Source organism: Streptomyces venezuelae, assembly GCF_008642335.1.
In the GTDB taxonomy this organism is placed as follows: domain Bacteria; phylum Actinomycetota; class Actinomycetes; order Streptomycetales; family Streptomycetaceae; genus Streptomyces; species Streptomyces venezuelae_F.
In genome coordinates this window covers 4,259,272-4,285,140 of the sequence record NZ_CP029191.1, presented here as the reverse complement: position 1 = coordinate 4,285,140, position 25,869 = coordinate 4,259,272, and the positions used below count along the sequence as shown (strand labels likewise).

Here is a 25,869-nt window from a genome sequence, read left to right as displayed (position 1 = left end):
TGGTCTTTCTCTGTCCGAGGGTGAAGCCGGCCCCGGCGCCGAAAGGCTGCCGGGGCCGGCTGAGGCACAGCAGGAACTGCTGGGCGCCTACGTCAGTCGTTCGCGCACTGGTTGCCGAACGCCGGGTTCAGCAGCGCGATGATGTCGACGGTGTTCCCGCACACGTTGACGGGAACGTGGATCGGCACCTGAACGTTGTTGCCGGAGATGACGCCCGGGGAGCCCACGGCCGCGCCCTCCGCGCCTGCGTCGGCGAATGCCGGAGCGCCCATGCTCAGGGCCATCACGGTGCCGGCAATGATCGTTGCGCTCTTCTTGAGCTTCACAGCTTTTCCCTTCTTTCGGGTCACGCCTGAACGGCGACCTGAGTCCTGGTCAACGAGCGGTAGGGGCATAGGAAACCGCGGAGTTGACAATTTTCGGAAGTTCACTCGACTGCGATCACAGGGCATGAAAAAGCCCGGGCCACCCGAGGAGGAAGGAATTCGGGCGGCCCGAGCAATTACTGCGGTTCGGCAGATCAGCCGTTGTGCTCGCCGTTGCCGGCCAGCAGCGAGAGGTCGTCCAGGAGGTGCGACAGCGGCTCGTCGCCCTTGGCCTGGGTCGAGTTCTCGGTGCACTGCTGGGTCTGCGGCGCCGAGAGGATCGGGATGTCCTGAACGCCGACGTTGACCAGCGCGACGATGTTCTGGATGTTGAGCTTGGCCGGGAGACCGATGCAGGGCTTGTTCAGCGAGCCCTGGACCAGGGACAGCTGCGGGCTCATGTCACCCTTGGTCGCCGAGTTGCCGAACGACTGGCTCGCGCCGTTGCCGCTCATCGACTCGGTGCCGCTGTCGTTGCCGATGGCCATCGCGGGGGCGGCGATACCAGCGGAAACGGCGACGGCGGCTGCTGCCGTCGCCATAGCCTTCTTAAGCATTTGAGTTCCTTTTCTGGGGCAGACGCTCACGTTACTGCGGCCTGCTCAACTCCCCACTCCGCGTTTGGTTCCGCGCATTCACTCCATCGGATCGATCAACGGCCCGCAGGGCGACAGACCCACCCCATAAAAGCCCCCACCGAGATAATGGTCTGATTATTCACGGACCGTTGATTAACACCCCCTGTGCGGCCGCGCATTGGGCCATGAGAGTGAAGTTCAGCAACTCATTCCGTCTCCGGCAGTTGCTCAGGGCGCTCCGAGGACGGGGCTAACTCAGAGAGGAACACCTGTGATCAAGAAGGTTATGGCTGCAGCTGCGGTCACGGCTTCCGTCGTCGGCATGTCGGCCGCGGCAGCGCCCACGGCTCTCGCCACCGGCGACGACAGCAGCACCGAGACCATGAGCGGCAACAACGCCATGCAGTCGTTCGGCAACTCCGCGACGTACGGCAACATGAGCCCGCAGATGGCGCTCATCCAGGGTTCGCTCAACAAGCCCTGCATCGGCCTCCCGGTCAAGGGCAACATCCAGAACATCGTCGCCCTGGTCAACGTCGGCATTCAGGACATCCCGATCCTCTCGGCGCCGCAGACCCAGCAGTGCACCGAGAACTCGACCCAGGCCAAGGGCGACGAGCCGCTGTCGCACGTCCTGGACGACCTCGCGCTCCTGGCGGGCAACGGCGCCCACAACAGCTGATCCGGACAACCGGCATCACTCGCCCGGCGGCGCCCTCGGGGCGCCGACCGGGCGAACCGCCCGGACAACGTGTGTGGCGGTGGACTCCTCGGGCAACCGAAGAGTGAACAGTCCCCACACCATCGGTGGGAGTGATGCGCTGTGACAACCGACAGCACGCAGGAAACCCGCATCCTCACCCGCCCCCGCACCCCGGCAGCCGCCCGGGACGTCGTACGCGCACTACTGCGCCAGGGGCAGGGCGACGCCAGCGAAATGGCAGTCGACGACGCGGTTCTGGTGACCTCCGAACTGGTCACCAACGCGCTCAGGCACGGAGGCGGCCTGCGCGGATTCGAGTGCCGTGTGCGGCCCGGCTTCGTCGAGATCGCCGTCGAGGACGGCAGCGACGTGGTCCCGCGGTCCCGCCCGCGCACCAGCCTCCTCATGAGCGGCGGACACGGCTGGCCATCCGTGTGCCAGCTGGCCGACAATGTGTCCGTGACACATCTTCCCGAGGGCGGGAAGTGCATCGTCGCCCGCGTACCGCTGGCCGCGTGAACCACGCCCGGGAGGGCACGGTACGCACCCGTGTGGCTACCCGGCGGACCGGCAGGGACGGGGTTCCATGAGGCCGTCCCCCATCCCCTCCCGGAAGGGCCGGTCCCTACGGTGCAGCGATACGTGAAGACAGTCCTCGTGACAGCGGTGGCCGCGGCGACGGCCCTGCTGCCCGGCGCGGCGAACGCCGCCGACCGGCACGAGGTCACCCTGGAGCCCACGGCACGGCTCACCCCGGACGGCACACAGGCGGTCGTCACCGGCACGTACACGTGCGAGGGCGTCCAAGGGCCCGTACGGCTCAGGGTCACCCTGCGGACGCACCAGAAGCGCGAGCTGAACGCCGACGAGAAGCAGGCCGTGTCCGGCCTCTACCAGTGGCTGGGGCTCCCCGCGCTGCCCGTCCCGAAGACGACGACGTCGAACACCTCCAGGGAGCAGATCCTGGACGGCACCTGTGACGGCACCGCCAAGGCCCACCCCTGGCGCCACACCTTCACCGGCGGGGTCGAGAAGGGCACCAAGGCCTCCGTCACCGTCGCGATGACCTCGGTGGACGCGCGTACGGCCGAGTCGAGGAAGCTCGCCGACGCGACGGGCGACGTGACCTTCGCCTGAGAGCCTGAGAGCCTGTGGCCGGTGCCGGAGGGCGGGTGCCGCCTCACACGCGTCCCGTCACCGTCACCGAGACGCGTGACAGCTCTCCGGTCAGCCGCTCCAGCGTCTCCGTCACCGCGGCGCGCAGCTCGCGGGTGACGTCGAGGGCGCGGTGGCCGCGGCGCAGGACGACGTAGATCTCCGCGTGCCAGCCGGCGCCCGCCTTGTCGCGGCTGATGCGGACCGCCGAGGAGCGCGGGGCCGCGCCGGCGCCCCGTCGCAGCGGGGCGGCGGCGCGGAAGAGGTCGGCGAGGCCCGGGCGCAGGAAGGCGACGCCCCGGGTGCCGAGGACGGCCTCCTGGACGGCCTCGGCCAACGCGGCACTGGAAGCGAGTCGTTCCGTCACGGGAGCCGTCCTTCCGTGGTGTCGCCGTCGTCGTCGGCGGCTTCGTCGAGGAGGTCGGCGACCGTCACGTCGACGGCCGCGACGCGCATGCCCAGTTCGGTGTCGACCGCCTCCAGGATCGCGCCGCGGACCCGCTCGGCGACCTCCTGGAGGTTCCAGGTGAGGGCCACGGCCACCTCCGCGCGGATGTGCACGGGCCCGCGCGGCCACCGGCTCGCGGGGGCGGCGCCCTCCTGGGCGAGCGCCTCGATGCGGCAGCTGCCCGCCCGTACCCCCGGCAGGGACTCGGCGGCCGCGCGGACGGTCCTGGCGGCGGCCGCCTCCACGATCCACAGGTCCTCCGCCGCCTCGCCCAGCGGAAGCGTGCGCCCCGGCCGCAGTTCGAGACGGACCACGTCCATGACGCGGCCGACGAGCGCGGACGCGTCGGACTCGTACTCCCGCGGATCGCCCTCGCGGTCCCCCTCCCGCGCGGCGGACACCACGTCCTCCAGGCGCCACAGCGTGCGCAGCGCCTCGGTGCAGTGCGGGCAGGCCTCGGCGTGCGGATCGCGGCCGCCGCTCTCCGCGCGCTCCCAGACGTCCCACAGCGCACGGCCGCAGGGGAGCCGTTCGTCGGGTCCGTCCGTGGTCGGTTCGTCCGTCATCGGCCCGTGCTCCTCGTTCAGCGCCATGCGGCCATCGCCTCCGTCAGATGGCGCCGCGCCCGGAAGACGCGGCCCCTGACCGCCTCCGGGCTGATGCCCACCGTCTCGGCGATGGTGTCGTAGGGGAGGCCGTTGAGCTCGCGCAGCACCCAGCACACGCGCTGTTCCGCTGACAGTCCCTCCATCGCCCTGCCGAGGTCCGCCACGGCCGCGTGCGACTCGGCGACCCTGGCCGGGGACGCCTCGTGCTCCGGAGCCTGCGGTTCGGGCACCTCGCCCAGGTCGAGGGCGGGGCGGCGGGCCCGCAGCACGTTCAGGCACCGGTTGGTGACGATGCGGTGCATCCACGTGCCGAACCGGGCGTCCCTGCGGAACTCCGGCATCTTGCGCCAGGCGCTCACGAAGGAGTCCTGCACCGCGTCCTCGGCCTCCGTCCGGCTCCCCAGCAGCCGCGTGGCGAGCCGCAGCAGGCCGGGCGCATGACGGCGCACGAGCTGCTCGAAGGCCTCTTCGTCGCCCTCGGCGGCCCGTACGGCCAGCAACCCGTCGTCGCGCGGCACACGTGGCTCCTCTCGCTCCAGTCCTACACCTGTGACACGCGGCGAACCACCCGCGTTACGCGCCACGGGTGCGGACGCCGGCGGAAGAACTTCGCGCGAGGCGCGTAACGAATCCGGGGCACACGGGTCCTAGGGGTTGAGCAGTCCCCGACGACCTGATGACGAGGAGATGCCTTTCATGGCGACTCAGGAGAGCACTTCGAAGACGGCCTCGACGGCGTCACACGGCGCCGAACAGGGCTTCACCGGCGCCGTGCAGACCGTGCCGGGCAGCACCACCGTGACGGGCCGCACCGGGGCCGCCGAACCGGCCGCGACCCGCGGCAAGACGTCCATCGCCGACGTGGTGGTGGTGAAGATCGCCGGTACGGCCGCCCGGGAGATCCCCGGCGTGCACGACATGGGCGGCGGGCTCTCGCGCACGATAGGCGCCGTCCGGGACCGGGTCCCCGGCGGGCGCCCCAACGTCGGCCGGGGCGTGAAGGTCGAGGTCGGCGAGCGGCAGACGGCGATCGACCTGGACATCGTCGTCGAGTACGGCGTGCCCATCACCGACGTCGCCCACGAGGTCCGCGAGAACGTCATCGCCGCCGTGGAGCGCATCACCGGGCTCGAGGTCGTCGAGGTCAACGTCGCCGTCAACGACGTACGACTGCCCGACGACGACAGCGCGGACTCCGCCGGCGAGACGCGCGTGGAGTAACCGGTGAGCACAGCTCTGGTGGGCCTGGTGGCGGGGATGGCCCTGGGGTTCGCCGCGTGGTTCGGCGGCTTCGGGGCGTTCCTGCTGGTCGGCGCGCTCGGCGCGGTCGGCTTCGTGGTGGGGCGCCTCGTGGAGGACGGCACGGACGTACGGGGCTTCCTGGGCGGCGGCCGTGACCGGGGGCGGCGATGAGCGTTCCCGCGGCGGACCGCGGCGCGACGAAGGTCGCCGACCGCGCGGTGCGGCGGATCGCCGAGCGGGCCGCCACGGAGGCGCTCGCACCCGGTGAGGTGCGGACGGACCGGAGCACGGCGTCGGTCCGCGGCCGCAGGGCCCGGGTCGACGTCGCCGTGACGCTGCCCTATCCCGCGGTGCTCGACGAGTCGGGCGAACGCGTCCGGTCGCACGTCGCCGACCGCACGGCACGGCTCACCGGTCTCGCCGTGCCGTCCGCGCGCGTGCGGGTGCGTGAACTGCGCGTGCGGGCGGCGGAGGGCTGGGAGCCGGAGGCTCAGGAGGTCGCAGGCGGGGTCGCCGGCGGGATCCGGGCGCGGCGGCCGTGGTCCGCGCGCCGCGTGCCCGTGGCGGTGGCGGCACTCGTCGCCGCCGCCGTCTGCGGCGTGCTCCTGTACGACGTCCTGTCCGTGCACGCGGCGGGGCGCGCACCCGCGCGGTGGCGGGCCGACTTCATGGAGTGGCTCGCCACGCACGGGCCGCACCGGGGCGTGTGGCCGGGCGCGGCGGCGGCGTTCGCGGTGTTCTGTCTCGGCGTGTGGCTGATGGTCCTCGCCGTCACACCCGGCTCCCGCGGCCGGCTCGCGATGCGTCCGCCGCTGCCCGACGTCCACGCGGTCGTCGACCGGGGCACGGTGGCGGCGCTGCTGCGGGAGGCCGTGTCCGGCCTGCCCGGCATCACGCGCGCGCGGGTCCGGGTCGGACGGCGGAGGGTCACCGTGCGCGCCGGTCTCGCCTTCGGCGAACTCGACGCGGCCCGTACGGCGTTGACGGAGACGGCGGAACAGACCCTGGCATCGTGCGGGGTGGCGAGGCCGCCGCGGCTGCGGGTCCGGCTGCGCACGGAACCGGCGTGGCGTGCGCCCGCGCGGGGAGGTGAGGACGGATGAGCGGCCTCCGTACCGGCGTCAACCGCACCGCCCTGCTCTGTCTCGGCGCGGCGCTCCTGGGCACGGGGGCGGTGCTCGCGACCGCGACGGACGTCGTACGCGACCGGCTGCCGTCGGACGTGCCGCGCCTCGGCGCGGACCGGGTGTGGGTCGACGGGGCGCGGCTCGGACGGTGGCGGGACCAGGCCTTGTGGACGCCGGCCGTGATCGCCGGGCTCTCCGTCGGCGTACTCCTGCTCCTGTGGTGGGCGTGGGCGCAGGTGCGCGGCGGGCGCCTGCGCGAACTGCCGCTCGGGCAGCCCGACGTCACCCTGTCCGGGGCCGCGCTGGCGGCGGCGATGACCGAGCGGGCGCGCGGGATCGAAGGCGTGGCCCACGCGCGCGTGCGGCTGCGCGGGGGTCCGCGACGGCGCTTGCGCACGGGTCCGCGAGGGGTGCGTGTCCGGATCACGCTGGCCCTGTCGCCGGACGCCTCTCCGGAGGCGGTGCTGCGGTGCCTCGCCCGGCAGACGGTGGCCGAGGCGCGGTCGGCGGTGTCACCGCGCCCGCTGGTCGCCGACGTACGGCTGACGGGCGGGCGCGGCAGGGACAACCCGGCCCGTCGAGTCAGTGTTCGGTGAGGAGCCCGGAGCGGAGCTTGGCGAGGGTGCGGGTCAGGAGCCGTGAGACGTGCATCTGGGAGACCCCGAGCACCTCGCCGATCTGGGCCTGCGTCATCTCACGGCCGAAGCGCATCTCGATGATGTGCCGCTCGCGCTCGTTCAGCTGCTCGATGAGCGGGGCGAGCGCGTGCAGGTCCTCGAAGAGGTCGAGGGCGGGGTCGTCCTCGCCGAGCACGTCGGCGTAGTCACGGCCCTGCGAGCCGTCGTCCTGGCTGACGGGGACGTCGATGGAGCCCGCGGTGTAGCCGTTGGCGGCGACGAGGCCGTCGTTGACCTCCTGCTCGGTGAGGCCGAGGTGCTCCGCGAGTTCACGGACGGTGGGCTCGCGGTCCAGCTCGGCGCCCAGCGCCTCCTTGGCCTTCGCCAGGTCGACGCGGAGTTCCTGGAGGCGGCGCGGGACGTGCACGGCCCAGGTGGTGTCGCGGAAGAACCGCTTGATCTCACCGGTGATGTACGGCAGCGCGAAGGTGCTGAACGCGACCTCGCGGGACAGGTCGAAGCGGTCGATGGCCTTGATCAGGCCGATCGTGCCGACCTGCACGATGTCGTCGATGTCGGTGCTGCCGCCGCGGAAACGGCCGGCCGCGAAGTGCACCAGCGACAGGTTCATCTCGATCAGGGTGTTGCGCGCGTACTGGTACTCGTGCGTGCCCTCTTCGAGGACCTGGAGCTTGTCGAAGAATAGCTTCGACAGGTCCCGTGCGTCCCTGGGCGCGACGCTTCCCGCGTCCTCGACCCACGGCAGTTCGCTGCTGGACATCTCAGTCAACTGAGTGGGTGTCTGCACTGGTTCACCTTCGCTCTGGGGCACGGGCCGGATATCCATTGTCCCGCCTGCCCAGTACTTCCGGGATTAAGCTCACCATGCGAATTCAGGGTGCGGGGGGAGTCGCCCTCACGGGGCGGAGCGGGAGGCGCACATGGCGGAGATGTTCCTGCGACGGCTGAGCCGTTGGCAGGCGGAGGGGCAGCGAGAGGCCGTCGCCGACTTCTATACGGAGACCAGTGGCGCGGAGACCGGTGGCGGGGCCGGTGGCGTCCGGGCGGACTTCCTGCGCCGGTTCGAACACGACGTACAGCAGACGGACTTCGACATGGTCGTGGCCCACGTCGCGGGCAACCTGGTCGGCTGCCTCTACGGCTACCGCACCGAGCGGGGCGGCGAGTGGTGGGAGGCGTTCCGCCACGTCCTGTCCCCCGCCGTCGTCGAACAGACCACTTCGGGGCGGGTGTTCCTGCTGAGCGAGGTGATGGTGGCGCCCGCTGAGCGCGGCTCGGACGTCGCGTACCGGCTGCGGACGCTGCTCCTCACCCGGCACACGTCGGACGTCGTCGTCGCCGTCATCAGGCCGGACGACGACCGGGGGCGGGAGGTGCTGCAGTCGTGGGACTGGACGAAGCTCGGCGAGTTCGCGCCGCGCAAGGAGGGCTGGCTGCGCCCGCCGTCCCCGCTCCCGTAGCGGTCATCGGTCATCGGTTCCCGGGTCTGCTCGCCCGCAGGGAGTACATGAGGGGGATCCGGGGCCGGTCCGCGGGGAAGCGGTAGACGCCGTCGCGGAGTTCGAGCGCGCCGAAGCGCTCGAAGAGGGTCTGGTCGCGCTCGCGCAGGAACTCGATGCGCAGACCCGCGGCGGCGAGCGCGGAGACGACGTCGCCGATCGGGTGCTGCCACTCGACGGTGCGGTTGTGGACGGTGGGCGTCGTCGTGTCCGCGTATCCGCCGGGAGCGTCGTCGACCCAGGCGTCGCGCGCGAAGTAGTCGTGCTCGACGCGCGAGCCCGTGGCGTCGTCCAGGACGTCGGTGAGCGGGTGGAACTCGGACAGGTAGAGGAAACCGCCGGGCGCGACGAGGGAGGCGGCGGTCTCGGCCCAGCGCTGGATGTCGGGCAGCCAGCCGAGGGCGCCCACACCGGTGTAGACGATGTCGTACGAGGCGTCGGGCACCGCCTCCGCCGCGTCGTACACGTCGGCGGCGACGAAGGTGGCCTGCTCCGGGGTGAGGCCGAGCTCGGCGGCGAGCTCGCGGGCCGCGTCGACGGCGGGTTCGGAGAAGTCGAGCCCGACCACGCGGGAGGCGCCGTGCCGCGCCCAGGACAGGGTGTCGAGGCCGATGTGGCACTGCAGGTGCAGCAGGGACTTTCCGCGTACGTCGCCGACCTCGGCGAGCTCGTGGTCGCGCAGGGGGTCCTTGCCGGCGCGGAAGGCGTCGAGGTCGTAGTAGTCGCTGGCGAGGTGGAGGGGGACGCGCTCGTCCCAGCGCCTCCGGTTGGTCTCGCGCCAGTCGGCGGGCGTCGGGGAGTACATGGTCGAAAAGTTATCCACAGGCTGGGGAATCCCGCCAGCGGTTTGTCGGCGGGGACAGGCACTATGGGGGCATGAGCGAGACGGGTGCGACGAGCGGGCCGGGTGCGGGGAACGTCACGGAGGCGGAGTCCTCCGCGCCGGATGTGCGGGACATGTCCGAGATGCCGGACTGGGAGAAGCGGTTCAGGGCGCCTCGGGTGTCCCTGCCGGACTGGGCGGAGGACGCTCCGGAGCGCGCCCTGTTCGTGTCCAACGCGACGGGGACGTACGAGCTGTACGCGTGGGACAGGACGACCGGCGTCCAGCGCCAGGTGACGGAGCGGCCGAACGGCACGACGGACGGCGCGCTGTCGCCCGACGGCGAGTGGATCTGGTGGTTCGACGACACGGACGGCGACGAGTTCGGCGTCTGGCGGCGCCAGCCGTTCGGCGGCGGCGCGGACGAGCCCGCGGTGCCGGGCCTGGAGGCCTCCTATCCGGCGGGGCTCGCCCTCGGCAGGGACGGCGGGACGGTGGTCGTGGGCCGCTCGACGGACGACGACGGCTCGACGATCCATGTCGTACGTCCCGGCAGCCCCGCCCCGGTCGAGGTGTACCGCCACCGGGAGTCGGCGGGCGTCGGCGACCTCTCGCACGACGGCACGCTGATCGCCGTCGAGCACACGGAGCACGGCGACGCGATGCACTCCGCCCTCCGGGTGATCAGGCCCGACGGCTCGACCGTCGCCGAGCTGGACGACACCAAGGGCGGCACGGTCGAGCTGGGCCTCGAGGTCCTCGGCTTCGCCCCGGTCGACGGCGACACGCGCCTGCTCGTCGGGCATCAGCGGCGCGGCCGCTGGGAGCCGCTGGTCTGGGACGTCGCGTCCGGCGAGGAGGACGACCTCGTGCTCGGCCTGCCGGGCGACGTGAGCGCCGAGTGGTACCCGGACGGTTCCGCGCTCCTCGTGGCCCACGGCTTCGAGGCGCGCGGCGAGCTGTTCCGCTACGACCTGGCGACGGCCGAGCTGGAGCGGATCGACACTCCCGCGGGCTCCGTCTCGGGGGCGACGGCCCGCCCCGACGGCTCGGTGGAGTACATGTGGTCGTCCGCGGCCGAGCCGCCGGTGGTCCGCTCCACGGCGGGCGGCGTGGTCCTCGACCCGCCCGGCATGAAGGCGCCGAAGTCCGTCCCGGTGGAGGACGTGTGGGTGGACGGCCCCGGCGGCCGCATCCACGCCCTGGTGCAGCGCCCGGCCGGCTCCTCCGGCCCCCTCCCCACCGTCTTCGAGGTGCACGGCGGCCCCACCTGGCACGACAGCGACTCCTTCGCGGCGGGGCCCGCGGCCTGGGTCGACCACGGGTACGCGGTCGTCCGCGTCAACTACCGCGGCTCCACGGGATACGGCAGGGAGTGGACGGACGCGCTCAAGCACCGCGTCGGCCTCATCGAACTGGAGGACATCGCGGCGGTCCGGGAGTGGGCGGTGACGTCCGGCCTCGCCGACCCCGACCGGCTCGTCCTCGCGGGCGGCTCCTGGGGCGGGTACCTCACCCTGCTCGGCCTCGGCACGCAGCCCGACGCCTGGGCGGTCGGTCTGGCGGCGGTGCCCGTCGCGGACTACGTGACGGCGTACCACGACGAGATGGAGGCGCTGAAGGCGATGGACCGCACGTTGCTGGGCGGCACGCCGGAGGAGGTCCCCGAGCGGTTCCGCGCGTCGTCCCCGCTCACGTACGTGGACGACGTGAAGGCGCCCGTCTACATCTCGGCGGGCGTGAACGACCCGCGCTGCCCGATCCGCCAGATCGACAACTACGTGAACCGTCTGGCCTCGCGGGGGGCGGTGCACGAGGTGTACCGGTACGACGCGGGCCACGGGTCACTGGTAGTGGACGAACGCATCAAACAGGTCACCCTGGAACTAGCCTTCACCACCCGCCACCTCCCCTAGCCCGGGCAGCCGGGCCGACAACCCCGCCGCTCCGCGGCGGATCACACCCACCCACCCACCCGTTCACCCCGCACCGACCGGTGCAGGTAGGAGCAGGCCACGCGGCGGGGCTGCTCCTACGCCCACCCTGCGGAGCCGGGTAAACGGGCGGGCGGGTGGGAGTGGCCGCCGCGGAGCGGCGGGGCCGACCCCAGGGAGGGGTGCCCCGTGGGGGCCCCGTACCGTGGGGGTGTGTACCGGTTTCTGCTGACGCCCCGCTGGTGGGGAATCAACGTCTTCGTCGCGCTGGCCATCCCCTTCTGCATCTTCATGGGTTCCTGGCAGCTCGGCCGCTTCGAGGACCGCGTACAGGATCACGAGTCCGCGAAGGAGCAGGCGAAGGAACAGTCCGCGGAAGCGAACGGTGACGCCGCGGCCCGCCCCCTCCGCTCCCTTCTCCCCGTCGACAAGGAAACCTCCGGCGAGCAGGCCACGGCAACGGGCCGCTACGGCAGGCAACTCCTCGTACCGGATCGCGAGTTGGACGAGAAGCGCGGGTTCTACGTGCTGACCCTGCTCCGTACGGACGACGGAAAGTCACTCCCCGTGGTCCGCGGCTGGCTCCCCGGCGACGCGAACGCGGCGAAGGCCCCGGCCGCCCCCAAGGGCGAGGTCACCGTCAAGGGGGCGCTCCAGGCCTCGGAGAGCCCGGGATCCAACGGGGTCAGCGCCGCGGGCGGCCTGCCCGAGGGCCAGCTGGGCGCGATCAGCTCGGCATCGCTGGTCAACCTCGTACGCGACGACGTGTACGACGCGTGGATCACCCTCGACAAGGCCGACGCGGGTATGAAGGCGGTCCCGGCGACCGCGCCGAACAACACGGGCCTGGACCTGAAGGCGTTCCAGAACCTGGGCTACACCGGCGAGTGGTTCGTCTTCGCGGGCTTCGTCATCTTCATGTGGTTCCGCCTGTTCCGCCGCGAGGCGGAGTTCGCCCGCGACGCACGGCTCGGCCTGCTCCCGGACCCGGAACCCACGGAGACCGGCACCGAAGCCCCCGCCTAGGACCTGGGCCCCGCACCTCAGGCAGGAGCGAAGACGTCCCCGTCCGCCCCGTCGAGGATGAACCCGTTGTCGAAGCGGACCCGCACGCTCACCCGAGGCGCCCGTTCCTGGAAGGCGGTCCACGCGGGCTCCAGCGCGCCGACCTTCTCCTCGAGCTGCTTCCTGCTCTCCGTGGGCATCTCGCCCCCGAACGCGTCGAGCAGCGACTTGAGCCGCTCGTACTCGCGTACGTCGTCGCTCTCGTCCTGAGCGTGTCCGACCACCTGCTCGACGGTGCCGACCGTGCCCGCCGCCAGCGACAGGACCCCTACGACGACGCCCGACACCTCGGCCGAATCGGTCAGCGGGGTGTCCGCCGCCAGCATCACCCGCTGGCCTGCCTCGAGAGCCATCCGCTCCCCATCTCCTCGCGCCGTCACCGTGCTGCACTCAGGACGCGATGGTAGACCGGCCCTGACCGGCCCTAGGAAGCGGGCAGCACCCCGGTCCGGTACACCGTCCCCGCACACGCGTTGGTGATCGTCGTCCCCGCCGAAGGCGCCCCCGCCTCCGCGGTCAGGGACACCACGACGCTGCCGTCGGCGACGCCGCCGTCCGTGCGCCCGAGCTGCGGGCTCATGCCCTCGGGCGTCCCGCCCTCCGGCGTCCCGCCGCCGCCCTCGGAGGGCGTCGGGTTGGGCGTGGGCTCGCCGGTGTCCGTCGGACACTTGTCCGACGGGAGCCAGGCGAACTTCACCTCGTACGCCGCGCCGGGCTGCAGCACGAGCGGGCTGGCCTCGAGCGACGGGTCGGGCAGTCCGGCCGCCGCGTCGCCCGCCGTGTGGTCGACCACGCCGACCTTCGCCGGGTCGGCCGCGCCCTGCGCCACCGCGGCGACGGCGCCCGCCGCCTCGACGGTGCAGCTGCTGTCGGAGATGTTGGAGACGCGGAAGGAGCCGTAGACCGCTCCGTTGGCGTCCGCCGGGTTCGTGCTGCCCGTGGCGCCGAGCTGGGTGGCGTCGCAGACGGGCGAACTGGCGGCCTCGGAGGTGGAGGGGTCGGGCGCTCCCGTACCGCCGCCGCCCGTGCCACCCTTCCCCTTGCCGTCCTTCTTGCCCTTCTTGTCCTTCTTGTCCTTGCCCTTGGACTTGTCGGGCTTCGCCCCCGCGTCCTTCTCGCCGCCGTCGGGGCCCTTGCCGTGACCGGAGCCGCCCTGCGCGTCCTGGCTGTTGCCCGCGATCGAGGTGCGGTCGTCCGAGTCGCCCTTGGAGGTGGTGACGTGCACGAGCGCGGGGACGGCGGTGCCGATGAAGAGCGCGGCGGCGGCGAGACCGACGACGGCCTGACGCTTGCGGGCCCGGCGCGCGGGGACGGCCTGCCGCAGATGGTCGAGGGCGCGGTCGCCCGGCTCGATCTCCTGTACGGCCTGCCGCATCAGCCGCCGCAGCGCGAGCTCGTCGGACCCGAGGTCACCCTCGTACCCCTGCGCATCCTGCACACCTTCGGAGCCACGCCCACCCTCGGGGCCGGCCCCGCCCCCGACCACGGCACGAAGCCTGTCCAGCCCGGCACCGGCACCGGAATCACGACCGGCACCATCATCCGCCCCCGAGTCGGGCTCCGCCCCCGACTCGGCCTCCGCCTCGGGATCGGATCCGGCCCCGCGATCGGGGTCGGAATCGCCTACGGGACCGTGGTTCACGTCGTCGTTCCTGCCATGCCGCTCAAATCCGCCCTGCTCGTCACGCTTGCGCTCACTCATGCCGGCGCCTCCATGGCGACCCGTAGGGCCGCGATGCCGCGCGAGCCGTACGCCTTCACCGAGCCCAGCGATATGCCGAGCGTCTCGGCGACCTGCGCCTCGGTCATGTCGGCGAAGTACCGCAGCACGAGGACCTCGCGCTGGCGCCGCTGGAGGCCGCGCATGGCCTTGATCAGCTCGTCGCGCTCCAGCTGGTCGTACGCCCCCTCCTCCGCGCTCGCCATGTCGGGCATCGGCTTCGAGAGCAGCTTCAGCCCGAGGATGCGCCGACGCAGCGCGGACCGCGAGAGGTTCACGACGGTCTGGCGCAGGTAGGCCAGCGTCTTCTCCGGGTCCCGCACCCGCTTGCGCGCCGAGTGCACCCGGATGAACGCCTCCTGCACGACGTCCTCGCAGGACGCCGTGTCGTCCAGGAGCAGCGCGGCGAGGCCGAGCAGCGACCTGTAGTGGGCGCGGTAGGTCTCGGTGAGATGGTCGACTGTTGTGCCCGCGGTCATCGTGTCGTCAGCGCCCTCGCGCTGCGCCGGAATGCGGGTCGGACGCGCCGCGGGCATGGGTGCGATCACCGGCATGCCACCGGTCGCGCGGGGGCGGCGAGTGGGGCGCAGTGTCGCCGCGCCTCTCGCCTGTACCGCTGTGAAGTCGAGTACCTCTGCCACGCTTGTTGGACACGCTTCCCCCCATCAGGGTTGTACGCATCCGTCGTTGCGTTTGCGGCAGGTCGCGCGGGCACCGCTCGTGACGATGCATCAAATGCCCCCATGCGTACCAGCTCTTCCCCTATGCCCATTATTCCGGCGCTCGGGCCACCCCTAAGGGCGACCGCTAAAGACGTCCCCCCGCCTGCCGCCGGTTGCAGTGATCAGATGCGAATCTTCGAACGCGGAGATGATCCAGTTCAAGGACGCACGACCACCGAGTTGGACACAGAACTTACACAGATCCCACAAAGGGCTCGGCCCTGGGGTGGTATGTACCAATACCACCGCAGACGCGAAGGAGACGCCACAACGGCCTCAGCCGGCCGTGAACTCCCCGGCCACCAGCTCCGCGATCTGAGCCGTGTTCAGCGCGGCCCCCTTGCGCAGGTTGTCCCCGCACACGAAGAGCTCCAGCGCGGTGGGATCGTCCAGCGACCGCCGCACCCGCCCCACCCAGGTCGGATCGGTGCCCACGACATCGGCGGGGGTGGGGAACTCCCCCGCGGCCGGATTGTCGAACAGCACGACGCCCGGCGCGGTCGCGAGGATCTCGCGGGCCCGGTCGACGGTGACCTCGTCCTCGAAGCGCGCGTGGACGGTCAGCGAATGGGTGGTCACGACGGGCACGCGCACGCACGTCGCGGCGACGCGAAGCCCCGGCAGCCCGAGGATCTTCCGCGACTCGTCCCGTACCTTCATCTCCTCCGACGACCAGCCGTCGTCCTTGAGGGACCCGGCCCACGGCACGACGTTCAGCGCGACGGGCTCGGGGAAGGGCCCGGTGTCGTCGCCGACGGCCCGGCGTACGTCTCCGGGGCTGGTGCCGAGCTCGCTGCCCGCGACCAGCTTCAGCTGCCGCCGCAGCGTGTCCACGCCGTCCCTGCCCGCCCCGCTCACCGCTTGGTACGAGGAGACGATCAGCTCGCGCAGCCCGAACTCGGCGTGCAGCGCGCCGACGGCGACGATCATCGAGAGCGTCGTGCAGTTCGGGTTGGCGACGATGCCGCGCGGCCGCACGCGCGCGGCGTGCGGGTTGACCTCGGGGACGACCAGCGGGACGTCCGGGTCCATCCGGAAGGCGGCGGAGTTGTCGACCACGACGACGCCCTTGGCGGCGGCGACGGGCGCCCACTGCGCGGACACCTCGTCGGGTACGTCGAACATGGCGACGTCGACCCCGTCGAAGACTTCCTCGGACAGGGCCAGGACCTCGATCTCCTCCCCGCGCACGGTCAGCTTCCTGCCGGCCGAGCGCGGAGAGGCGACGAGTCGGATCTCGCCCCAGATGTCGGCGTGCTGCGACAGGATCTGGAGCATGACGGTGCCGACGGCCCCGGTCGCTCCGACGACCGCGAGCGTCGGCTTACGGCTCATCGGCCGGTGCCTCCATAAACCACGGCCTCGTCCGTGTCGGAGTCGAGCCCGAAGGCGGTGTGCACGGCGCGGACGGCTTCGGTCACGTCGTCGGCGCGCGTGACGACCGAGATGCGGATCTCGGAGGTCGAGATGAGCTCGATGTTCACGCCGGCGTCGCTGAGCGCCTCGAAGAAGGTCGCGGTGACGCCCGGGTTGGTCTTCATCCCGGCCCCGACGAGCGAGATCTTCGCGATCTGGTCGTCGTACCGCAGGGAGTCGAACCCGATGGCCGCACGGGTCTTCTCCAGGGCGTCGATGGCCTTGCGGCCCTCGGCCTTGGGGAGGGTGAAGGAGATGTCGGTCAGGCCCGTCGAGGCGGCCGACACGTTCTGCACGACCATGTCGATGTTGACCTCGGCGTCCGCGATGGCGCGGAAGATCGAGGCGGCCTCGCCCGGCTTGTCGGGCACGCCGACGACAGTGATCTTGGCCTCGGAGGTGTCGTGCGCGACACCGGAGATGATGGCCTGCTCCACCTTGCGGTCCCCTTGCGGTTCGTTGCTGACCCATGTGCCCTGCAGCCCCGAGAACGAGGACCGCACGTGGATCGGGATGTTGTAACGGCGGGCGTACTCCACGCAGCGGTGGAGGAGCACCTTGGAGCCGGAGCTCGCGAGCTCCAGCATGTCCTCGAACGAGATCCAGTCGATCTTCCGGGCCTTCTTCACCACACGCGGGTCGGCGGTGAAGACACCGTCCACGTCCGTGTAGATCTCGCAGACCTCGGCGTCGAGAGCGGCGGCGAGGGCGACGGCGGTCGTGTCCGAGCCACCACGCCCGAGGGTCGTGATGTTCTTCCCCTCCTGGCTGACGCCCTGGAACCCGGCGACGATGGCGATGTTGCCCTCGTCGACGGAGGTCCGGATGCGGCCCGGGGTGACATCGATGATCCGTGCTTTGTTGTGGACGGAGTCGGTGATGACGCCGGCCTGGCTGCCCGTGAACGACTGGGCCTCGTGGCCCAGGTTTTTGATCGCCATGGCCAGCAGGGCCATCGAGATCCGCTCACCAGCGGTCAGCAGCATGTCGAATTCGCGCCCGGCAGGAATCGGGGAAACCTGCCCGGCAAGATCGATCAACTCATCCGTCGTGTCACCCATGGCGGACACCACGACAACGACCTGATGGCCGTTCTTCTTGGCGTCGACAATCCTCTTGGCGACCCGCTTGATGCCCTCGGCATCGGCTACGGAGGAGCCTCCGTACTTCTGCACGACAAGGCTCACGTGCGCTCCTCGCTCAGTCCGTCTCTTACCGCACTACTGCGGTCGGCTCAGTCTAACGAGCGGCCGAAATTCGCCAGGGCGATATCGCATCGTGAGATGTCCCGCTCACGAGCTGATCACCCGGGCATACGCCCCCGCTTCTCGGGGAGTACGTTCCGACCGCTCGGCTTGGCACATGCCCGGTTCGGAGCGGGGCACTCCGGAAAGTGGGGTGGGTCACAGGTTCTGGCCGGGGGCCTCAGGCGGTGTACTCCTTGAGCTTGGCCGTATCCAGGGTGATACCGACGGGATCGGGGAGCTCGACGGCGTCACCGAACGCTCGCCGGACGAGGCTGCGGTACCGCCCGCCCACCGGATCCGCGTATACCCGGACCTCACCCGCGTCCCGGTCGACGAGGAGATACACCGGAATCCCGGAGGTGGCGTACCCGTCGGGCTTCTCGACGCGGTCGCGACGGTCGGCGTCCTGGTCGTAGGAGGTGACCTCCACGGTCATCAGCACGCCGGTCGGCTCGGCCCACTGTCCCTGGCCCACGAAGTTCTCGTCCGGTGCCAGCACGCCGTCCGGGCGGGCCCGGCCCTTCCGGTACCCCTCGATCTTGAGACCCTGCTCGGGGAAAAGGGACAGCTCGGGCCGCTGCTGCATGCAGTGCTTGAGCAGCCACATCACGATCTGGCCGTGAGAACCGTCCGGCACCGGCTTGACCTGGACCTTTCCATTGATGAACTCCAACCGCACCGTCTCGGGCGCACGGTCGGCCAGCTCCTCGAATTCCTCGACGGACATCTGGGGCCGGTCGGTGGTCCTGGGGGTCATGGCGTCGCCTCCTTGACTCCATGGTGCCCGGACCGGCACGTCCTGCACGCTCATACGCCGCCCCCCTGCCCCGTCGGCAACCCGGCGGCCCGGCGCAGCTCCGCCACCCGCTCGGTTACGTCGACCACGCCGTCGTCCCCGGCGGGGCGCGGGCGGGCGAGGAACGTGTCCGGGACGTATCCGGTCCGCTCCTCCGGAGGGCAGCACTCGGTACAGATTCCATTGACCAGCTCCACGGAGGTGTCCGGCTCCTCGCAGAACGGGCAGATCATCACGGCACGGGTGACGCGGGCGCGTGCCTTGGCGGGGGCGGCTTGGCGCTTGGGGGGCATTTTGTTCTCCAGCCTGTTCCGGGCGAGGCCGCCCGGGTTGGTGACGGTGGGCGGCAGCGCGTCGGTGAGGGCGCGGGTGATGTCCTGCGGGGTGGCCCCGCGCGCGAGCCACTCCGCTGCGCGGGGCTCGAGCTGTCTGCACTCACCCTCGGAGAGGGCCATGCGACGGTCGGCGGTGCGGAGCTGGGCGAGGGTGCGGTGCGCGGCGCTGGGCTCAGCGTCCAGGGATGCGGTCGGCTGCGGCTCCGGCTCGGTCACCCTGGCCAGCCCCGACTGGTAGGCGTCGGTTACGTCCCGCCCGTGCCGCTCGCGTACGAACTCGGCCCACCACTCCGGGGACTTGGGCTCCTTGGACCAGTACGTCCTGGTCACCCACCGCATCGAGTTGTCCTCGACGGTGATGTGCTCCTTGACCCACCGCAGGTGACCGGCCTCGGTGAGGCGTCGGAGCGAAGTACGGATGGCCTGCTGGCCGTAGCGGGGGTGGGCTGCGGCGAGGGCTTTGTAACCCATCGCGGCGCCGTTGGGGAGGTGGTGCAGGAACGTCGCGACTTCGGCGTCGCGGGGAAGCAAATGTGCGAAGTCGGGTTCGGTGTCCGGTTCTACGTCACCCACGAGGCGCTTCCCGTACCCCGATTTGGCCATCGGGTGGGACGGGGAGGGGAGGGCAGCATTAGGGTTGGCGTAAGCCACGGTCGATACCTCTAATCGATCCGTAGGACTAGGCCTCGGAGCCGGTGTTGGCGCACCGACCGGGGCCGTTCTATTGCCGCGAACCTAGAGCGGCTTTACGCTCCGACGCAAGCTGACTACGGAACGTCACTCCTGAGGGTGACGGAACCCGCAACTCCGCTATGGGGAGGGTTGGTTGGGTTCATTTCATCGGTGAACCAGACCCAGGAAAGAGCTCGGGTCCCGGGGCTCAAGCCCCGGGCTGAACTGCGGCGATGAAGGCGAGCCACGCGGGGGCGGACAGGGTGAGCACGGGGCTGGAGGAAAGCTTCGAGTCCCGGACGCGAAGAAGCACGGGGCCGGATTCGTACGATTCGAGGGCGACTTCCAGGCAGGCGCCGCCCTCGTCGTCACTGTGACTCGACTTGAACCACGACAACCGCTCGCTCACTGCTCTCCCACCATCCGCTCGATGAACCGGACCGACTCGGCAGCACTGAGGGCCTCTGCCCTGAGCATGCTAATCCGCTCCGTGTATACACCGACGACTTCTGGCTCCGATGTCAGCTGCGAGGCCAACTGGCCTTCACTGAACGCGTACCGCTCACGCTCGCTGGTTTCCAGCAACACCATCGCTCCCAGAAGAGCAGAGGGAATGGCGCGGTCGAAAGGCAGTACCTGGACACTGACGTTGCCCCGACGCCCTACCTCCAAGAGGTGGAGCAACTGCTCCTTGCCCACGTGTGGTCCACGCAGCACTGCCTCGTACAACACAAAGCTGCAGGCCACCGGCGGGGTGCGTACCAGTAGCGCCTGCCTCTCGACGCGCGCGGCGACTCGCTCGTCCACCGTCTCCTCGTCCAACGGCGGGCAACGATTGCCGATCAGGTCCCTGGCGTACGTCTCGGTCTGCAACAGACCCGGCACCAGCGCGACCTCGTACCACCACAGACTGATCGCCTGTTGTTCGTACTCCATGAAGTCCTGTGCGCGCGGCGGGAACTTCTCCGCCTTCACGTAGTCCTTCGCCGCACTCAGCAGCCCAGCCGCCCCGCACAACCCGTCGGCCACGTCCAGGACCCGGGCGGTCGGCATCCGAACGCCCTGCTCCATGGCCTTGATGGTGTCCGGCGAATAGTTGGAGGCGGCGGCCAGCTCCTCGCGCGAGACGTTCGCCTTCATGCGCCACCGCTTCAACTGGTTCCCGCTGTACCGCCAGGTCGAGTTGTACTGAACGGACACAGCGACCACCTCCATCGGATACACGGACGCGCGTATCCCCTGAGTCACTACCGAGCGTAACTCCGCACGCACCACGGTGTGACCATGACGAACGCAATTCACTGGCCGGAGTGGGTCCCCCTGGCGGGCCACCATCTGCGCGTCTCAGGCGTCCACTTCGACGCCCTCCGTATCCAGGGCGTACGAGGGGAACAGGTCGCCGCGCGGCTGGTCGCGGAGGCGGACGGGAACGCGGGCCCCGTCATCTGCGAGGCGACGGGGTTCCGTTGGATGTACTTCCTGGTGGCGCCGGGGGCGACGAAGGGTCACAACTGGCCGCTGGGCGTGCAGCGGTTCGGCGGGTCGGGGTGCCGGACGGTGACGTACATCGGCGTCCCGGCGCTGGCCGGCAACACATGGCCCCTGTTCTGGTACTCGGAACCGACCCCGACGGCGCCCTACGTCGACCCGGCTCGACTGCTCGCGGCGGTCACGCCTCCGGCCACCGCGTAGGTCAGATCAGCCCCGCCCTCAGGCCGAGTACCCCGTGGCAACCACAAGAAGCGCCGTAGCAGCGGGAGTTGCGTTGGTTGCCTCACGCCGCGCCGCCCACCCGATCCCCATACTCAATGGACACCGTGAGCCTCGCGCCGAGCGCCGCCGCGTACGAGCGCATCGTCTCCAGGTTGTGGATCTCGCCCCGCTCCACCTGCGAGACCCGCGCCTGGGAGATCCCAACCGCCTTGGCCACGTCCGCCTGGGTCAGGTTCTGTTCTTCACGGATCTCCCGGAGGTGATGTCCGAGAACGTGCGCCTCGGTGGCGGTACGGGCCGTCTGCTTGCGGCGCTCCCACTCGGCGTCGGAAACATCGGGCGCGCTCTCCCGCATCCGGCGCTTCACCTCTGCCCAGCTGCTGTACTCACCCATCAGACGCCTCCGCTTTCTCCTGCACCGTCCCGTGACGCCAGGTACTCGCCATAGCGCGCCTCGGCCACGGGAATCGCCTCGTGGTACCAGTCCCTCCAGCGTCCGGCCTTGTCGCCGCCCACCAGTAGGATCGCCTGGCGCTTGGGGTCGAAGACGAAGAGGATGCGGACCTCAGTCCTTCCCGAGCTTCCGGGACGGAGTTCCTTGAGGTTATGGGTTCGGCTGCCCGTAATCCTGTCGACGAGCGGGCGTCCCAGTGCCGGACCGTGCTCCGCCAGCATGTCGACAGCCGCCTCGACCAGGTCAGCCGACACCGCGTCCTCCTCTGCCAGCACGAGCAACCACTTCTCCACCGACGGGTGAAGATTGATCTGCCAGTTCATGCTCCGCATCCCAGCCTAGGACGCGAGCAGATAGAAGGGAATCCTTATACGCTCAGCTGATCGAGTGAATGGGGTCCATGCACGAGCGTCGGGGGGCTACTTGATCGTCCGCAGCCCCAACGGCCCCGCGATCTCCTCCGCCATGACCCGCCCCGCCTCCTCCTCCAGGCCGTCCGCCTGGAGGTCCTCGTCCGTGTCGAGGCCGTCCAGGTCGTCCAGGGGCTGGTTGAGGCGGACGTGGGCCACCAGGGACTGGAGGGCTCGGAGGGCGCCGGAGGCTGTGGAGCCCCAGTTGGAGAAGTAGGAGAACTGCCACCACCAGAGCGCTTCGGTCGTGCGGCCCGCGCGGTAGTGGGCCAGACCGTGGCAGAGGTCCGCGACCACGTCTGCCAGGTCGTCCGAGATGCGGCAGGGGACGGGGGCCTTGCGGGGCTCGTACGGGTCGAAGACCTCGGAGTAGACGTCGATCGGGTCCAGGAGGGTGGCCAGGCGCTCGCGGAGGTCGTCCACGTCCTGCTCCGGGCCGAGGTCCGGCTCGTAGCGCTCCTCGGGGACGATGTCCTCGTGTGCGCCCAGGCGGCCGCCGGCGAGGAGGAGCTGGGAGACTTCCAGGAGGAGGAACGGGACCGCCGAGTCCGGTTCCACGCCCTTCGCGACCTCCCTGACCGAGACGATGAAGCTCTCGATCTGGTCGGAGATCTGGACGGCGAAGTCGTCCGGGTTGTCGGTCACGGTGTTCAGCGTGGCGTCAGACATCTAGGAGTCGTCTCCCCTCGAAGGCGCGGCCCAGGGTGACCTCGTCCGCGTATTCCAGATCTCCCCCGACAGGGAGTCCGCTGGCCAGGCGGGTGACCTTCAGGCCCATGGGCTTGATCATGCGCGCGAGGTACGTCGCCGTCGCCTCGCCCTCCAGGTTCGGGTCCGTGGCGAGGATCAGCTCCGTGACCGTGCCGTCCGCCAGGCGTGCGAGAAGTTCTCGTATGCGCAGGTCGTCCGGGCCCACACCCTCGATCGGGCTGATCGCGCCGCCCAGGACGTGGTACTTGCCCCGGAACTCACGGGTTCTCTCGATTGCTACTACGTCCTTCGGTTCCTCCACGACGCAGATCACCGAGGGGTCCCGGCGCGGGTCCCTGCAGATGTTGCAGAGCTCCTCCTGCGCCACGTTCCCGCAGGTCGCACAGAAGCGGACCTTGTCCTTCACCTCAAGCAGCGCGTGCGCGAGCCGACGGACGTCCGTCGGCTCCGCCTGGAGGATGTGGAAGGCGATCCGCTGCGCGCTCTTGGGACCGACGCCGGGCAGCCTGCCCAACTCGTCGATGAGGTCCTGAACCACGCCCTCGTACACGGAACGCCTCTCCTGCTGTAGTGCTGCCTAGGGTGTCCGGCTTCTACGTACCGTAGTTGGCCGGGGGGTTTCTTAGAAGGGAAGGCCCGGGATGCCGCCGCCGCCCAGGCCCTGCGCCAGCGGACCCAGCTTCTGCTGCTGGAGCGCCTGCGCGTTCTCGTTCGCCGCCTGGACCGCCGCGACGACCAGGTCCGCCAGCGTCTCCGTGTCCTCGGGGTCGACCGCCTTCGGGTCGATCACCAGGCCGCGCAGCTCGCCGGAGCCGTTGACCGTCGCCTTGACGAGGCCGCCGCCCGCCTGGCCCTCGACCTCCGTGCGCGCCAGTTCCTTCTGCGCCGCCGCGAGGTCCTGCTGCATCTTCTGGGCCTGCTGGAGCAGCTGCTGCATGTTGGGCTGGCCACCACCGGGGATCACGATCAGCTCCGTTTCGTACGGGTCCGTTTATGCGGGTCCATCTGGCGGGGTTGCCGCCAAGAACGAGCCTACGTGGTCGGCGGGCGGGTCGCCCCAGCACTCTTTCGAGTGAGATCCAGCGTCTTCCTATACCTGATCAAGCAGCTCTTCCGGGCGGAAAAGCCGTGAATCCGGGCTCATGGCCACCCATTGGGCGGTAGGAATTGGTGTCGATACGCGTGATCTCGTTGGAGGAGTGCCGGGTGAGCCAGCCGGAGATGCAGCCCGAGGGGGTGCCCCCCGAGGGACAGGGGGCAGGGACGGGGGCGGGGCCGGGCAAGGAGTCGGGGGCGGCTCCGGGGGCCGGCGCCGGGTCGGGGGCTCGGGTCGGGGATCTGACCGGGCGGGCCTTTCCCCTCGGTGACTGGGGCGATCCCGCCTGTCGGCTCGACGAGCTCTACAGGTGGGTGGAGCGGGGTGCTCTGAACACCGCCGACTGGTACCTCACCGACCGCGGCAGGAAGCGCCGCGCGGCGCGCCTCCTGCGCGTGGGCGCCGCCCTGGGCGCCGTGGGCGCCGGCGTGCTGCCGCTGCTCGATCTGGCGGGGGTGGGGGCAGGGAACGCGGGGGCTGCCGGTGGTCTCGCCGGGTGGGGGTTCGTGTCGTTGCTTCTGGGGGTCGCCTGCGTGGGGTGCGACCGGTTCTTCGGGCTCACGTCCGGGTGGATGCGGGACGTGGCGACCGCGCAGGCCGTGCAGCGGCGGCTGCAGGTGCTGCAGTTCGACTGGGCCAGTGAAAGTGTGCGGGAGGTGCTCGGACCCACCGAAGGGACCGCCGGGGAAGCCGCCGAGCGCTGCCTCGGAGTGCTGCGGAAGTTCACCGACGACGTCACCGAGCTCGTGCGCGCGGAGACCTCCGACTGGATGGTCGAGTTCCGGGCCGGGCCCGTGCCGCTGGCCATGCAGGCGATGGTGCCGGGCGGGGCGCCGCGCGAGGCGTCCGCCGCCCCCGGACGGTTCCCGCTGCCGCCCGGGGCCCGGCCCAACATGCCCCGGCAGCGGCCGCCCGAGCCCCGGTGACCCGACCCGGAGCCGTCTACTTGCGCCAGAACAAGTGGTGCGTCACTCCGCTCGGGCTCGGCACGACCTCCAGGTGGTAGCGGTCGGTCAGCTCCTCGGGCGAGTTCCAGAGCCGTACCCCCGCCCCGATCTTCATCGGCGACACCGCCACGTGCAGCGTGTCCACCAGGTCCGCCTCAAGGAACTCGCGGACGATCGTCGGGCCGCCGCCGAGCCTGACGTCCTTGCCCTGCGCCGCCTCCTTCGCCTGCTCCAGGACCGTCGCCGGGTCGCCCGCGACGAAGTGGAACGTGGTGTCGGAGAGCGTGAAGGACGGGCGTTCGTGGTGGGTCATGACGAAGACGGGGGTGTGGAAGGGGGGCTCGTCGCCCCACCAGCCGCGCCACTCGTGGTCCTGCCACGGCCCGCGCTGCGGGCCGAACTTGTTGCGGCCCATGATCTCGGCGCCGATGTTGTGGCTGAAGTCTCGGGTGAAGTAGTCGTCCAGACCGCGGCTCCCGCCGGGGTCCGTGCGGTTCGGCCAGCTCGCCGTCGCGCCGGCCCAGGCGGACATCTCCCGGGGGTCGGCGTGGCCGAACGGCCGCTCCAGGCTCTGGCCCTCGCCCGTGCCGAAGCCGTCGCTCGACACCATGAAGTTCTGGACCTTCAGCAGCTGCTGCCGCTCTTGTCTCCGGTTCACGTCGCTCGCTCCTCCTGAGTGTGTACGCGCGTACGACAGTCAGACCCGGTGGGCCGCCCGAACTCATCGCCGAGCTGCGGATGATCAGCTGTAGATGATCATCGAGCCCTGCGCCAGGCTCCGCGTCGCCGCCGCGTGCAGACCCAGCCACACGTGGCGCTCCCGCGCGAAGGGGCTCTCGTCCGGCGGCGGCGGGGCCGCGGGCTCCTCCAGGGACGTGGGGGCCGACGGCGGGGCCGGGGCCAGCGGGGGGTTCGCCGGGTCTATGCCGATCGACGGGGCGACGTACTCCAGCTCGCGCAGGAGCGCCTGGGACGAGCCCAGCGGGCCGCCGCCCGCGAGCAGCTCCTCGTTGGAGAGCGGGACCGGGAAGTCCACGGGGACGTACGCGCCCGCGTGGTCGTAGTGCCAGACCAGGTGGGACTGCTGGGCCGTGGCGTCGAACATCTCCAGGAGCTGTTCGTAGTCCCCGCCCAGCTCGTCCACGGGCGTGACCTCGAGGCCGCAGATCTGGAGGAGGTAGGCGCGGCGCAGGAAGTGCAGCGCGTCGTAGTCGAAGCCCGCGACCGGGGCGACGTCGCCGGACAGGCCCGGCATGTAGGCGAAGACGGGTACGGGCGGCAGGCCCGCCTCGTGCAGTGCCTTGTCGTAGACGGCGAGCTCTTCCGCGAACGGGTTGTCGGCGCTGTGGCACAAGACGTCGACGAGCGGGACCAGCCACAGATCGCAGGCCAAGAAGGTCTCCTCGGGTCGGGTGGGGGGGCGGGGACTCAGGCAGCGTAGTCGC

At 70.8% G+C, this 25,869-nt stretch carries 35 protein-coding genes; 12 read left to right on the top strand and 23 right to left on the bottom strand.

Translation table 11 applies throughout. From position 1 onward, the window contains the following. Window positions 1–92: 92 nt before the first annotated feature. Entirely contained in the window at window positions 93–284 is a 192-nt protein-coding gene (locus DEJ49_RS19385) for a chaplin (protein WP_263398828.1), read from the bottom strand. Between the two features lie 236 nt (window positions 285–520). Then, window positions 521–922: a rodlin gene (locus tag DEJ49_RS19380; RefSeq protein WP_150185292.1), complete on the bottom strand. Its 402-nt coding sequence runs from the start codon at window positions 920–922 to the stop codon at window positions 521–523. Window positions 923–1,214: 292 nt separating this feature from the next. Here DEJ49_RS19380 and DEJ49_RS19375 point away from each other — a divergent pair, with 292 nt between their 5' ends. From DEJ49_RS19375 to DEJ49_RS19365, 3 genes are all read left to right on the top strand, one after another. Further along, the gene (locus DEJ49_RS19375) at window positions 1,215–1,625 is read left to right on the top strand and encodes a rodlin (RefSeq protein ID WP_150185291.1); all 411 of its coding nucleotides are present in this window, start codon (window positions 1,215–1,217) and stop codon (window positions 1,623–1,625) included. 141 nt (window positions 1,626–1,766) lie between these two features. Next, the gene (locus DEJ49_RS19370) at window positions 1,767–2,165 is read left to right on the top strand and encodes an ATP-binding protein (protein ID WP_223832896.1); all 399 of its coding nucleotides are present in this window, start codon (window positions 1,767–1,769) and stop codon (window positions 2,163–2,165) included. Window positions 2,166–2,288: 123 nt separating this feature from the next. Next, window positions 2,289–2,783 carry a hypothetical protein gene (locus DEJ49_RS19365; protein WP_150185290.1) on the top strand — a complete coding sequence of 165 codons (495 nt, stop codon included), beginning with the start codon at window positions 2,289–2,291 and terminating at the stop codon, window positions 2,781–2,783. A 43-nt stretch (window positions 2,784–2,826) separates the two neighbouring features. Here the strand turns inward: DEJ49_RS19365 and DEJ49_RS19360 are convergent, their stop codons facing one another. The 3 genes from DEJ49_RS19360 to DEJ49_RS19350 are packed head-to-tail and all read right to left on the bottom strand — an operon-like array spanning window position 2,827 to window position 4,375. Then, window positions 2,827–3,168 (bottom strand): Asp23/Gls24 family envelope stress response protein, encoded by a 342-nt coding sequence (locus DEJ49_RS19360; protein ID WP_150185289.1) that lies wholly within the window; start codon window positions 3,166–3,168, stop codon window positions 2,827–2,829. Next, a complete protein-coding gene (locus DEJ49_RS19355) occupies window positions 3,165–3,842 on the bottom strand; it encodes an Asp23/Gls24 family envelope stress response protein (protein WP_223832895.1) in 678 nt (225 codons plus the stop codon). The genes DEJ49_RS19360 and DEJ49_RS19355 overlap by 4 nt, the downstream gene beginning before the upstream one ends. Beyond that, the gene (locus DEJ49_RS19350; RefSeq protein ID WP_150185288.1) at window positions 3,833–4,375 is read right to left on the bottom strand and encodes an RNA polymerase sigma factor; all 543 of its coding nucleotides are present in this window, start codon (window positions 4,373–4,375) and stop codon (window positions 3,833–3,835) included. Before DEJ49_RS19350 ends, DEJ49_RS19355 begins: the two co-directional genes overlap by 10 nt. A gap of 178 nt (window positions 4,376–4,553) precedes the next feature. Here DEJ49_RS19350 and DEJ49_RS19345 point away from each other — a divergent pair, with 178 nt between their 5' ends. The 4 genes from DEJ49_RS19345 to DEJ49_RS35995 are packed head-to-tail and all read left to right on the top strand — an operon-like array spanning window position 4,554 to window position 6,822. Next, window positions 4,554–5,078, top strand: a complete 525-nt coding sequence (locus DEJ49_RS19345) for an Asp23/Gls24 family envelope stress response protein (RefSeq protein WP_150185287.1) — start codon at window positions 4,554–4,556, stop codon at window positions 5,076–5,078. Between the two features lie 3 nt (window positions 5,079–5,081). Then, window positions 5,082–5,270 carry a hypothetical protein gene (locus DEJ49_RS19340; RefSeq protein WP_150185286.1) on the top strand — a complete coding sequence of 63 codons (189 nt, stop codon included), beginning with the start codon at window positions 5,082–5,084 and terminating at the stop codon, window positions 5,268–5,270. Continuing rightward, a complete protein-coding gene (locus DEJ49_RS19335) occupies window positions 5,267–6,202 on the top strand; it encodes a DUF6286 domain-containing Asp23/Gls24 family envelope stress response protein (protein ID WP_150185285.1) in 936 nt (311 codons plus the stop codon). Before DEJ49_RS19340 ends, DEJ49_RS19335 begins: the two co-directional genes overlap by 4 nt. Next, window positions 6,199–6,822, top strand: coding sequence for an alkaline shock response membrane anchor protein AmaP (locus tag DEJ49_RS35995; protein ID WP_190329388.1), 624 nt, complete (start codon window positions 6,199–6,201; stop codon window positions 6,820–6,822). Before DEJ49_RS19335 ends, DEJ49_RS35995 begins: the two co-directional genes overlap by 4 nt. On the opposite strand, the gene DEJ49_RS19330 is transcribed toward DEJ49_RS35995, so the two are convergent. Continuing rightward, window positions 6,809–7,624 (bottom strand): RNA polymerase sigma factor SigF, encoded by an 816-nt coding sequence (locus tag DEJ49_RS19330; protein ID WP_223833201.1) that lies wholly within the window; start codon window positions 7,622–7,624, stop codon window positions 6,809–6,811. The two genes, DEJ49_RS35995 and DEJ49_RS19330, sit on opposite strands and share 14 nt — an antisense overlap. 160 nt (window positions 7,625–7,784) lie before the next feature. Here DEJ49_RS19330 and DEJ49_RS19325 point away from each other — a divergent pair, with 160 nt between their 5' ends. Further along, complete coding sequence (locus DEJ49_RS19325) at window positions 7,785–8,324, top strand: hypothetical protein (protein ID WP_150185283.1); 540 nt, start codon at window positions 7,785–7,787, stop codon at window positions 8,322–8,324. 10 nt (window positions 8,325–8,334) lie between these two features. On the opposite strand, the gene DEJ49_RS19320 is transcribed toward DEJ49_RS19325, so the two are convergent. Then, complete coding sequence (locus DEJ49_RS19320; RefSeq protein ID WP_150185282.1) at window positions 8,335–9,168, bottom strand: class I SAM-dependent methyltransferase; 834 nt, start codon at window positions 9,166–9,168, stop codon at window positions 8,335–8,337. Between the two features lie 152 nt (window positions 9,169–9,320). Here DEJ49_RS19320 and DEJ49_RS19315 point away from each other — a divergent pair, with 152 nt between their 5' ends. Both DEJ49_RS19315 and DEJ49_RS19310 read left to right on the top strand, forming a co-directional pair. After that, window positions 9,321–11,102, top strand: coding sequence for a prolyl oligopeptidase family serine peptidase (locus tag DEJ49_RS19315; protein WP_411757240.1), 1,782 nt, complete (start codon window positions 9,321–9,323; stop codon window positions 11,100–11,102). Between the two features lie 231 nt (window positions 11,103–11,333). After that, window positions 11,334–12,146: an SURF1 family protein gene (locus DEJ49_RS19310; protein WP_150185280.1), complete on the top strand. Its 813-nt coding sequence runs from the start codon at window positions 11,334–11,336 to the stop codon at window positions 12,144–12,146. Between the two features lie 17 nt (window positions 12,147–12,163). Here the strand turns inward: DEJ49_RS19310 and DEJ49_RS19305 are convergent, their stop codons facing one another. From DEJ49_RS19305 to DEJ49_RS19265, 9 genes are all read right to left on the bottom strand, one after another. After that, window positions 12,164–12,538, bottom strand: coding sequence for a hypothetical protein (locus DEJ49_RS19305; RefSeq protein ID WP_150185279.1), 375 nt, complete (start codon window positions 12,536–12,538; stop codon window positions 12,164–12,166). 71 nt (window positions 12,539–12,609) lie between these two features. Next, a complete protein-coding gene (locus tag DEJ49_RS19300; RefSeq protein ID WP_150185278.1) occupies window positions 12,610–13,623 on the bottom strand; it encodes a hypothetical protein in 1,014 nt (337 codons plus the stop codon). 260 nt (window positions 13,624–13,883) lie between these two features. Further along, window positions 13,884–14,546 (bottom strand): SigE family RNA polymerase sigma factor, encoded by a 663-nt coding sequence (locus DEJ49_RS19295; RefSeq protein WP_079075189.1) that lies wholly within the window; start codon window positions 14,544–14,546, stop codon window positions 13,884–13,886. Between the two features lie 357 nt (window positions 14,547–14,903). Beyond that, a complete protein-coding gene (locus tag DEJ49_RS19290; protein WP_150185277.1) occupies window positions 14,904–15,962 on the bottom strand; it encodes an aspartate-semialdehyde dehydrogenase in 1,059 nt (352 codons plus the stop codon). After that, window positions 15,959–17,230: an aspartate kinase gene (locus DEJ49_RS19285; protein WP_055569707.1), complete on the bottom strand. Its 1,272-nt coding sequence runs from the start codon at window positions 17,228–17,230 to the stop codon at window positions 15,959–15,961. Before DEJ49_RS19285 ends, DEJ49_RS19290 begins: the two co-directional genes overlap by 4 nt. A 238-nt stretch (window positions 17,231–17,468) precedes the next feature. Further along, the gene (locus DEJ49_RS19280; protein ID WP_150185276.1) at window positions 17,469–18,047 is read right to left on the bottom strand and encodes a Uma2 family endonuclease; all 579 of its coding nucleotides are present in this window, start codon (window positions 18,045–18,047) and stop codon (window positions 17,469–17,471) included. A 50-nt stretch (window positions 18,048–18,097) separates the two neighbouring features. Continuing rightward, window positions 18,098–18,994, bottom strand: a complete 897-nt coding sequence (locus DEJ49_RS19275) for a hypothetical protein (RefSeq protein ID WP_317850454.1) — start codon at window positions 18,992–18,994, stop codon at window positions 18,098–18,100. 307 nt (window positions 18,995–19,301) lie between these two features. Then, the gene (locus tag DEJ49_RS19270) at window positions 19,302–19,502 is read right to left on the bottom strand and encodes a DUF397 domain-containing protein (RefSeq protein ID WP_150185274.1); all 201 of its coding nucleotides are present in this window, start codon (window positions 19,500–19,502) and stop codon (window positions 19,302–19,304) included. Beyond that, on the bottom strand, window positions 19,499–20,293 hold the full coding sequence (locus tag DEJ49_RS19265) for a helix-turn-helix domain-containing protein (protein WP_411757176.1): 795 nt from the start codon (window positions 20,291–20,293) through the stop codon (window positions 19,499–19,501). The genes DEJ49_RS19270 and DEJ49_RS19265 overlap by 4 nt, the downstream gene beginning before the upstream one ends. Before the next feature lie 84 nt (window positions 20,294–20,377). On the opposite strand from DEJ49_RS19265, the gene DEJ49_RS19260 reads away from it, so the two are divergent. Further along, entirely contained in the window at window positions 20,378–20,785 is a 408-nt protein-coding gene (locus DEJ49_RS19260) for a hypothetical protein (RefSeq protein ID WP_411757175.1), read from the top strand. 82 nt (window positions 20,786–20,867) lie between these two features. Here the strand turns inward: DEJ49_RS19260 and DEJ49_RS19255 are convergent, their stop codons facing one another. The 5 genes from DEJ49_RS19255 to DEJ49_RS19235 form a co-directional block, all read right to left on the bottom strand. After that, window positions 20,868–21,200: a helix-turn-helix transcriptional regulator gene (locus DEJ49_RS19255; RefSeq protein WP_150185272.1), complete on the bottom strand. Its 333-nt coding sequence runs from the start codon at window positions 21,198–21,200 to the stop codon at window positions 20,868–20,870. Beyond that, window positions 21,200–21,583, bottom strand: a complete 384-nt coding sequence (locus DEJ49_RS19250) for a type II toxin-antitoxin system RelE/ParE family toxin (RefSeq protein ID WP_150185271.1) — start codon at window positions 21,581–21,583, stop codon at window positions 21,200–21,202. The genes DEJ49_RS19255 and DEJ49_RS19250 overlap by 1 nt, the downstream gene beginning before the upstream one ends. 96 nt (window positions 21,584–21,679) lie before the next feature. Continuing rightward, on the bottom strand, window positions 21,680–22,339 hold the full coding sequence (locus tag DEJ49_RS19245; protein ID WP_150185270.1) for a DUF5063 domain-containing protein: 660 nt from the start codon (window positions 22,337–22,339) through the stop codon (window positions 21,680–21,682). Beyond that, complete coding sequence (gene recR, locus DEJ49_RS19240) at window positions 22,332–22,931, bottom strand: recombination mediator RecR (RefSeq protein ID WP_055569715.1); 600 nt, start codon at window positions 22,929–22,931, stop codon at window positions 22,332–22,334. Before recR ends, DEJ49_RS19245 begins: the two co-directional genes overlap by 8 nt. A 72-nt stretch (window positions 22,932–23,003) precedes the next feature. Then, complete coding sequence (locus DEJ49_RS19235; protein WP_150185269.1) at window positions 23,004–23,345, bottom strand: YbaB/EbfC family nucleoid-associated protein; 342 nt, start codon at window positions 23,343–23,345, stop codon at window positions 23,004–23,006. A 242-nt stretch (window positions 23,346–23,587) separates the two neighbouring features. Here DEJ49_RS19235 and DEJ49_RS19230 point away from each other — a divergent pair, with 242 nt between their 5' ends. Next, a complete protein-coding gene (locus tag DEJ49_RS19230; protein WP_150185268.1) occupies window positions 23,588–24,403 on the top strand; it encodes an SLATT domain-containing protein in 816 nt (271 codons plus the stop codon). Between the two features lie 16 nt (window positions 24,404–24,419). Here the strand turns inward: DEJ49_RS19230 and DEJ49_RS19225 are convergent, their stop codons facing one another. Together DEJ49_RS19225 and DEJ49_RS19220 are read right to left on the bottom strand one after the other, a co-directional pair. Further along, the gene (locus DEJ49_RS19225; RefSeq protein WP_150188329.1) at window positions 24,420–25,034 is read right to left on the bottom strand and encodes a dihydrofolate reductase family protein; all 615 of its coding nucleotides are present in this window, start codon (window positions 25,032–25,034) and stop codon (window positions 24,420–24,422) included. Between the two features lie 132 nt (window positions 25,035–25,166). Further along, entirely contained in the window at window positions 25,167–25,817 is a 651-nt protein-coding gene (locus DEJ49_RS19220; protein WP_150185267.1) for a hypothetical protein, read from the bottom strand. Window positions 25,818–25,869: the final 52 nt, after the last annotated feature.

Excerpts from the sequence above, each read along its gene's own strand:
- DEJ49_RS19385 (WP_263398828.1), bottom strand. The coding sequence starts at position 284 with ATGGCCCTGAGCATGGGCGCTCCGGCATTCGCCGACGCAGGCGCGGAG.
- DEJ49_RS19380 (WP_150185292.1), bottom strand. The coding sequence starts at position 922 with ATGCTTAAGAAGGCTATGGCGACGGCAGCAGCCGCCGTCGCCGTTTCC.
- DEJ49_RS19355 (WP_223832895.1), bottom strand. The coding sequence starts at position 3,842 with ATGGCGCTGAACGAGGAGCACGGGCCGATGACGGACGAACCGACCACG.
- DEJ49_RS19345 (WP_150185287.1), top strand. The coding sequence starts at position 4,554 with ATGGCGACTCAGGAGAGCACTTCGAAGACGGCCTCGACGGCGTCACAC.
- DEJ49_RS19335 (WP_150185285.1), top strand. The coding sequence starts at position 5,267 with ATGAGCGTTCCCGCGGCGGACCGCGGCGCGACGAAGGTCGCCGACCGC.
- DEJ49_RS35995 (WP_190329388.1), top strand. The coding sequence starts at position 6,199 with ATGAGCGGCCTCCGTACCGGCGTCAACCGCACCGCCCTGCTCTGTCTC.
- DEJ49_RS19330 (WP_223833201.1), bottom strand. The coding sequence starts at position 7,624 with ATGTCCAGCAGCGAACTGCCGTGGGTCGAGGACGCGGGAAGCGTCGCG.
- DEJ49_RS19325 (WP_150185283.1), top strand. The coding sequence starts at position 7,785 with ATGGCGGAGATGTTCCTGCGACGGCTGAGCCGTTGGCAGGCGGAGGGG.
- DEJ49_RS19320 (WP_150185282.1), bottom strand. The coding sequence starts at position 9,168 with ATGTACTCCCCGACGCCCGCCGACTGGCGCGAGACCAACCGGAGGCGC.
- DEJ49_RS19315 (WP_411757240.1), top strand. The coding sequence starts at position 9,321 with ATGTCCGAGATGCCGGACTGGGAGAAGCGGTTCAGGGCGCCTCGGGTG.
- DEJ49_RS19305 (WP_150185279.1), bottom strand. The coding sequence starts at position 12,538 with ATGGCTCTCGAGGCAGGCCAGCGGGTGATGCTGGCGGCGGACACCCCG.
- DEJ49_RS19290 (WP_150185277.1), bottom strand. The coding sequence starts at position 15,962 with ATGAGCCGTAAGCCGACGCTCGCGGTCGTCGGAGCGACCGGGGCCGTC.
- DEJ49_RS19280 (WP_150185276.1), bottom strand. The coding sequence starts at position 18,047 with ATGACCCCCAGGACCACCGACCGGCCCCAGATGTCCGTCGAGGAATTC.
- DEJ49_RS19260 (WP_411757175.1), top strand. The coding sequence starts at position 20,378 with ATGACGAACGCAATTCACTGGCCGGAGTGGGTCCCCCTGGCGGGCCAC.
- DEJ49_RS19255 (WP_150185272.1), bottom strand. The coding sequence starts at position 21,200 with ATGGGTGAGTACAGCAGCTGGGCAGAGGTGAAGCGCCGGATGCGGGAG.
- DEJ49_RS19250 (WP_150185271.1), bottom strand. The coding sequence starts at position 21,583 with ATGAACTGGCAGATCAATCTTCACCCGTCGGTGGAGAAGTGGTTGCTC.
- DEJ49_RS19245 (WP_150185270.1), bottom strand. The coding sequence starts at position 22,339 with ATGTCTGACGCCACGCTGAACACCGTGACCGACAACCCGGACGACTTC.
- DEJ49_RS19225 (WP_150188329.1), bottom strand. The coding sequence starts at position 25,034 with ATGGTGTCGAGCGACGGCTTCGGCACGGGCGAGGGCCAGAGCCTGGAG.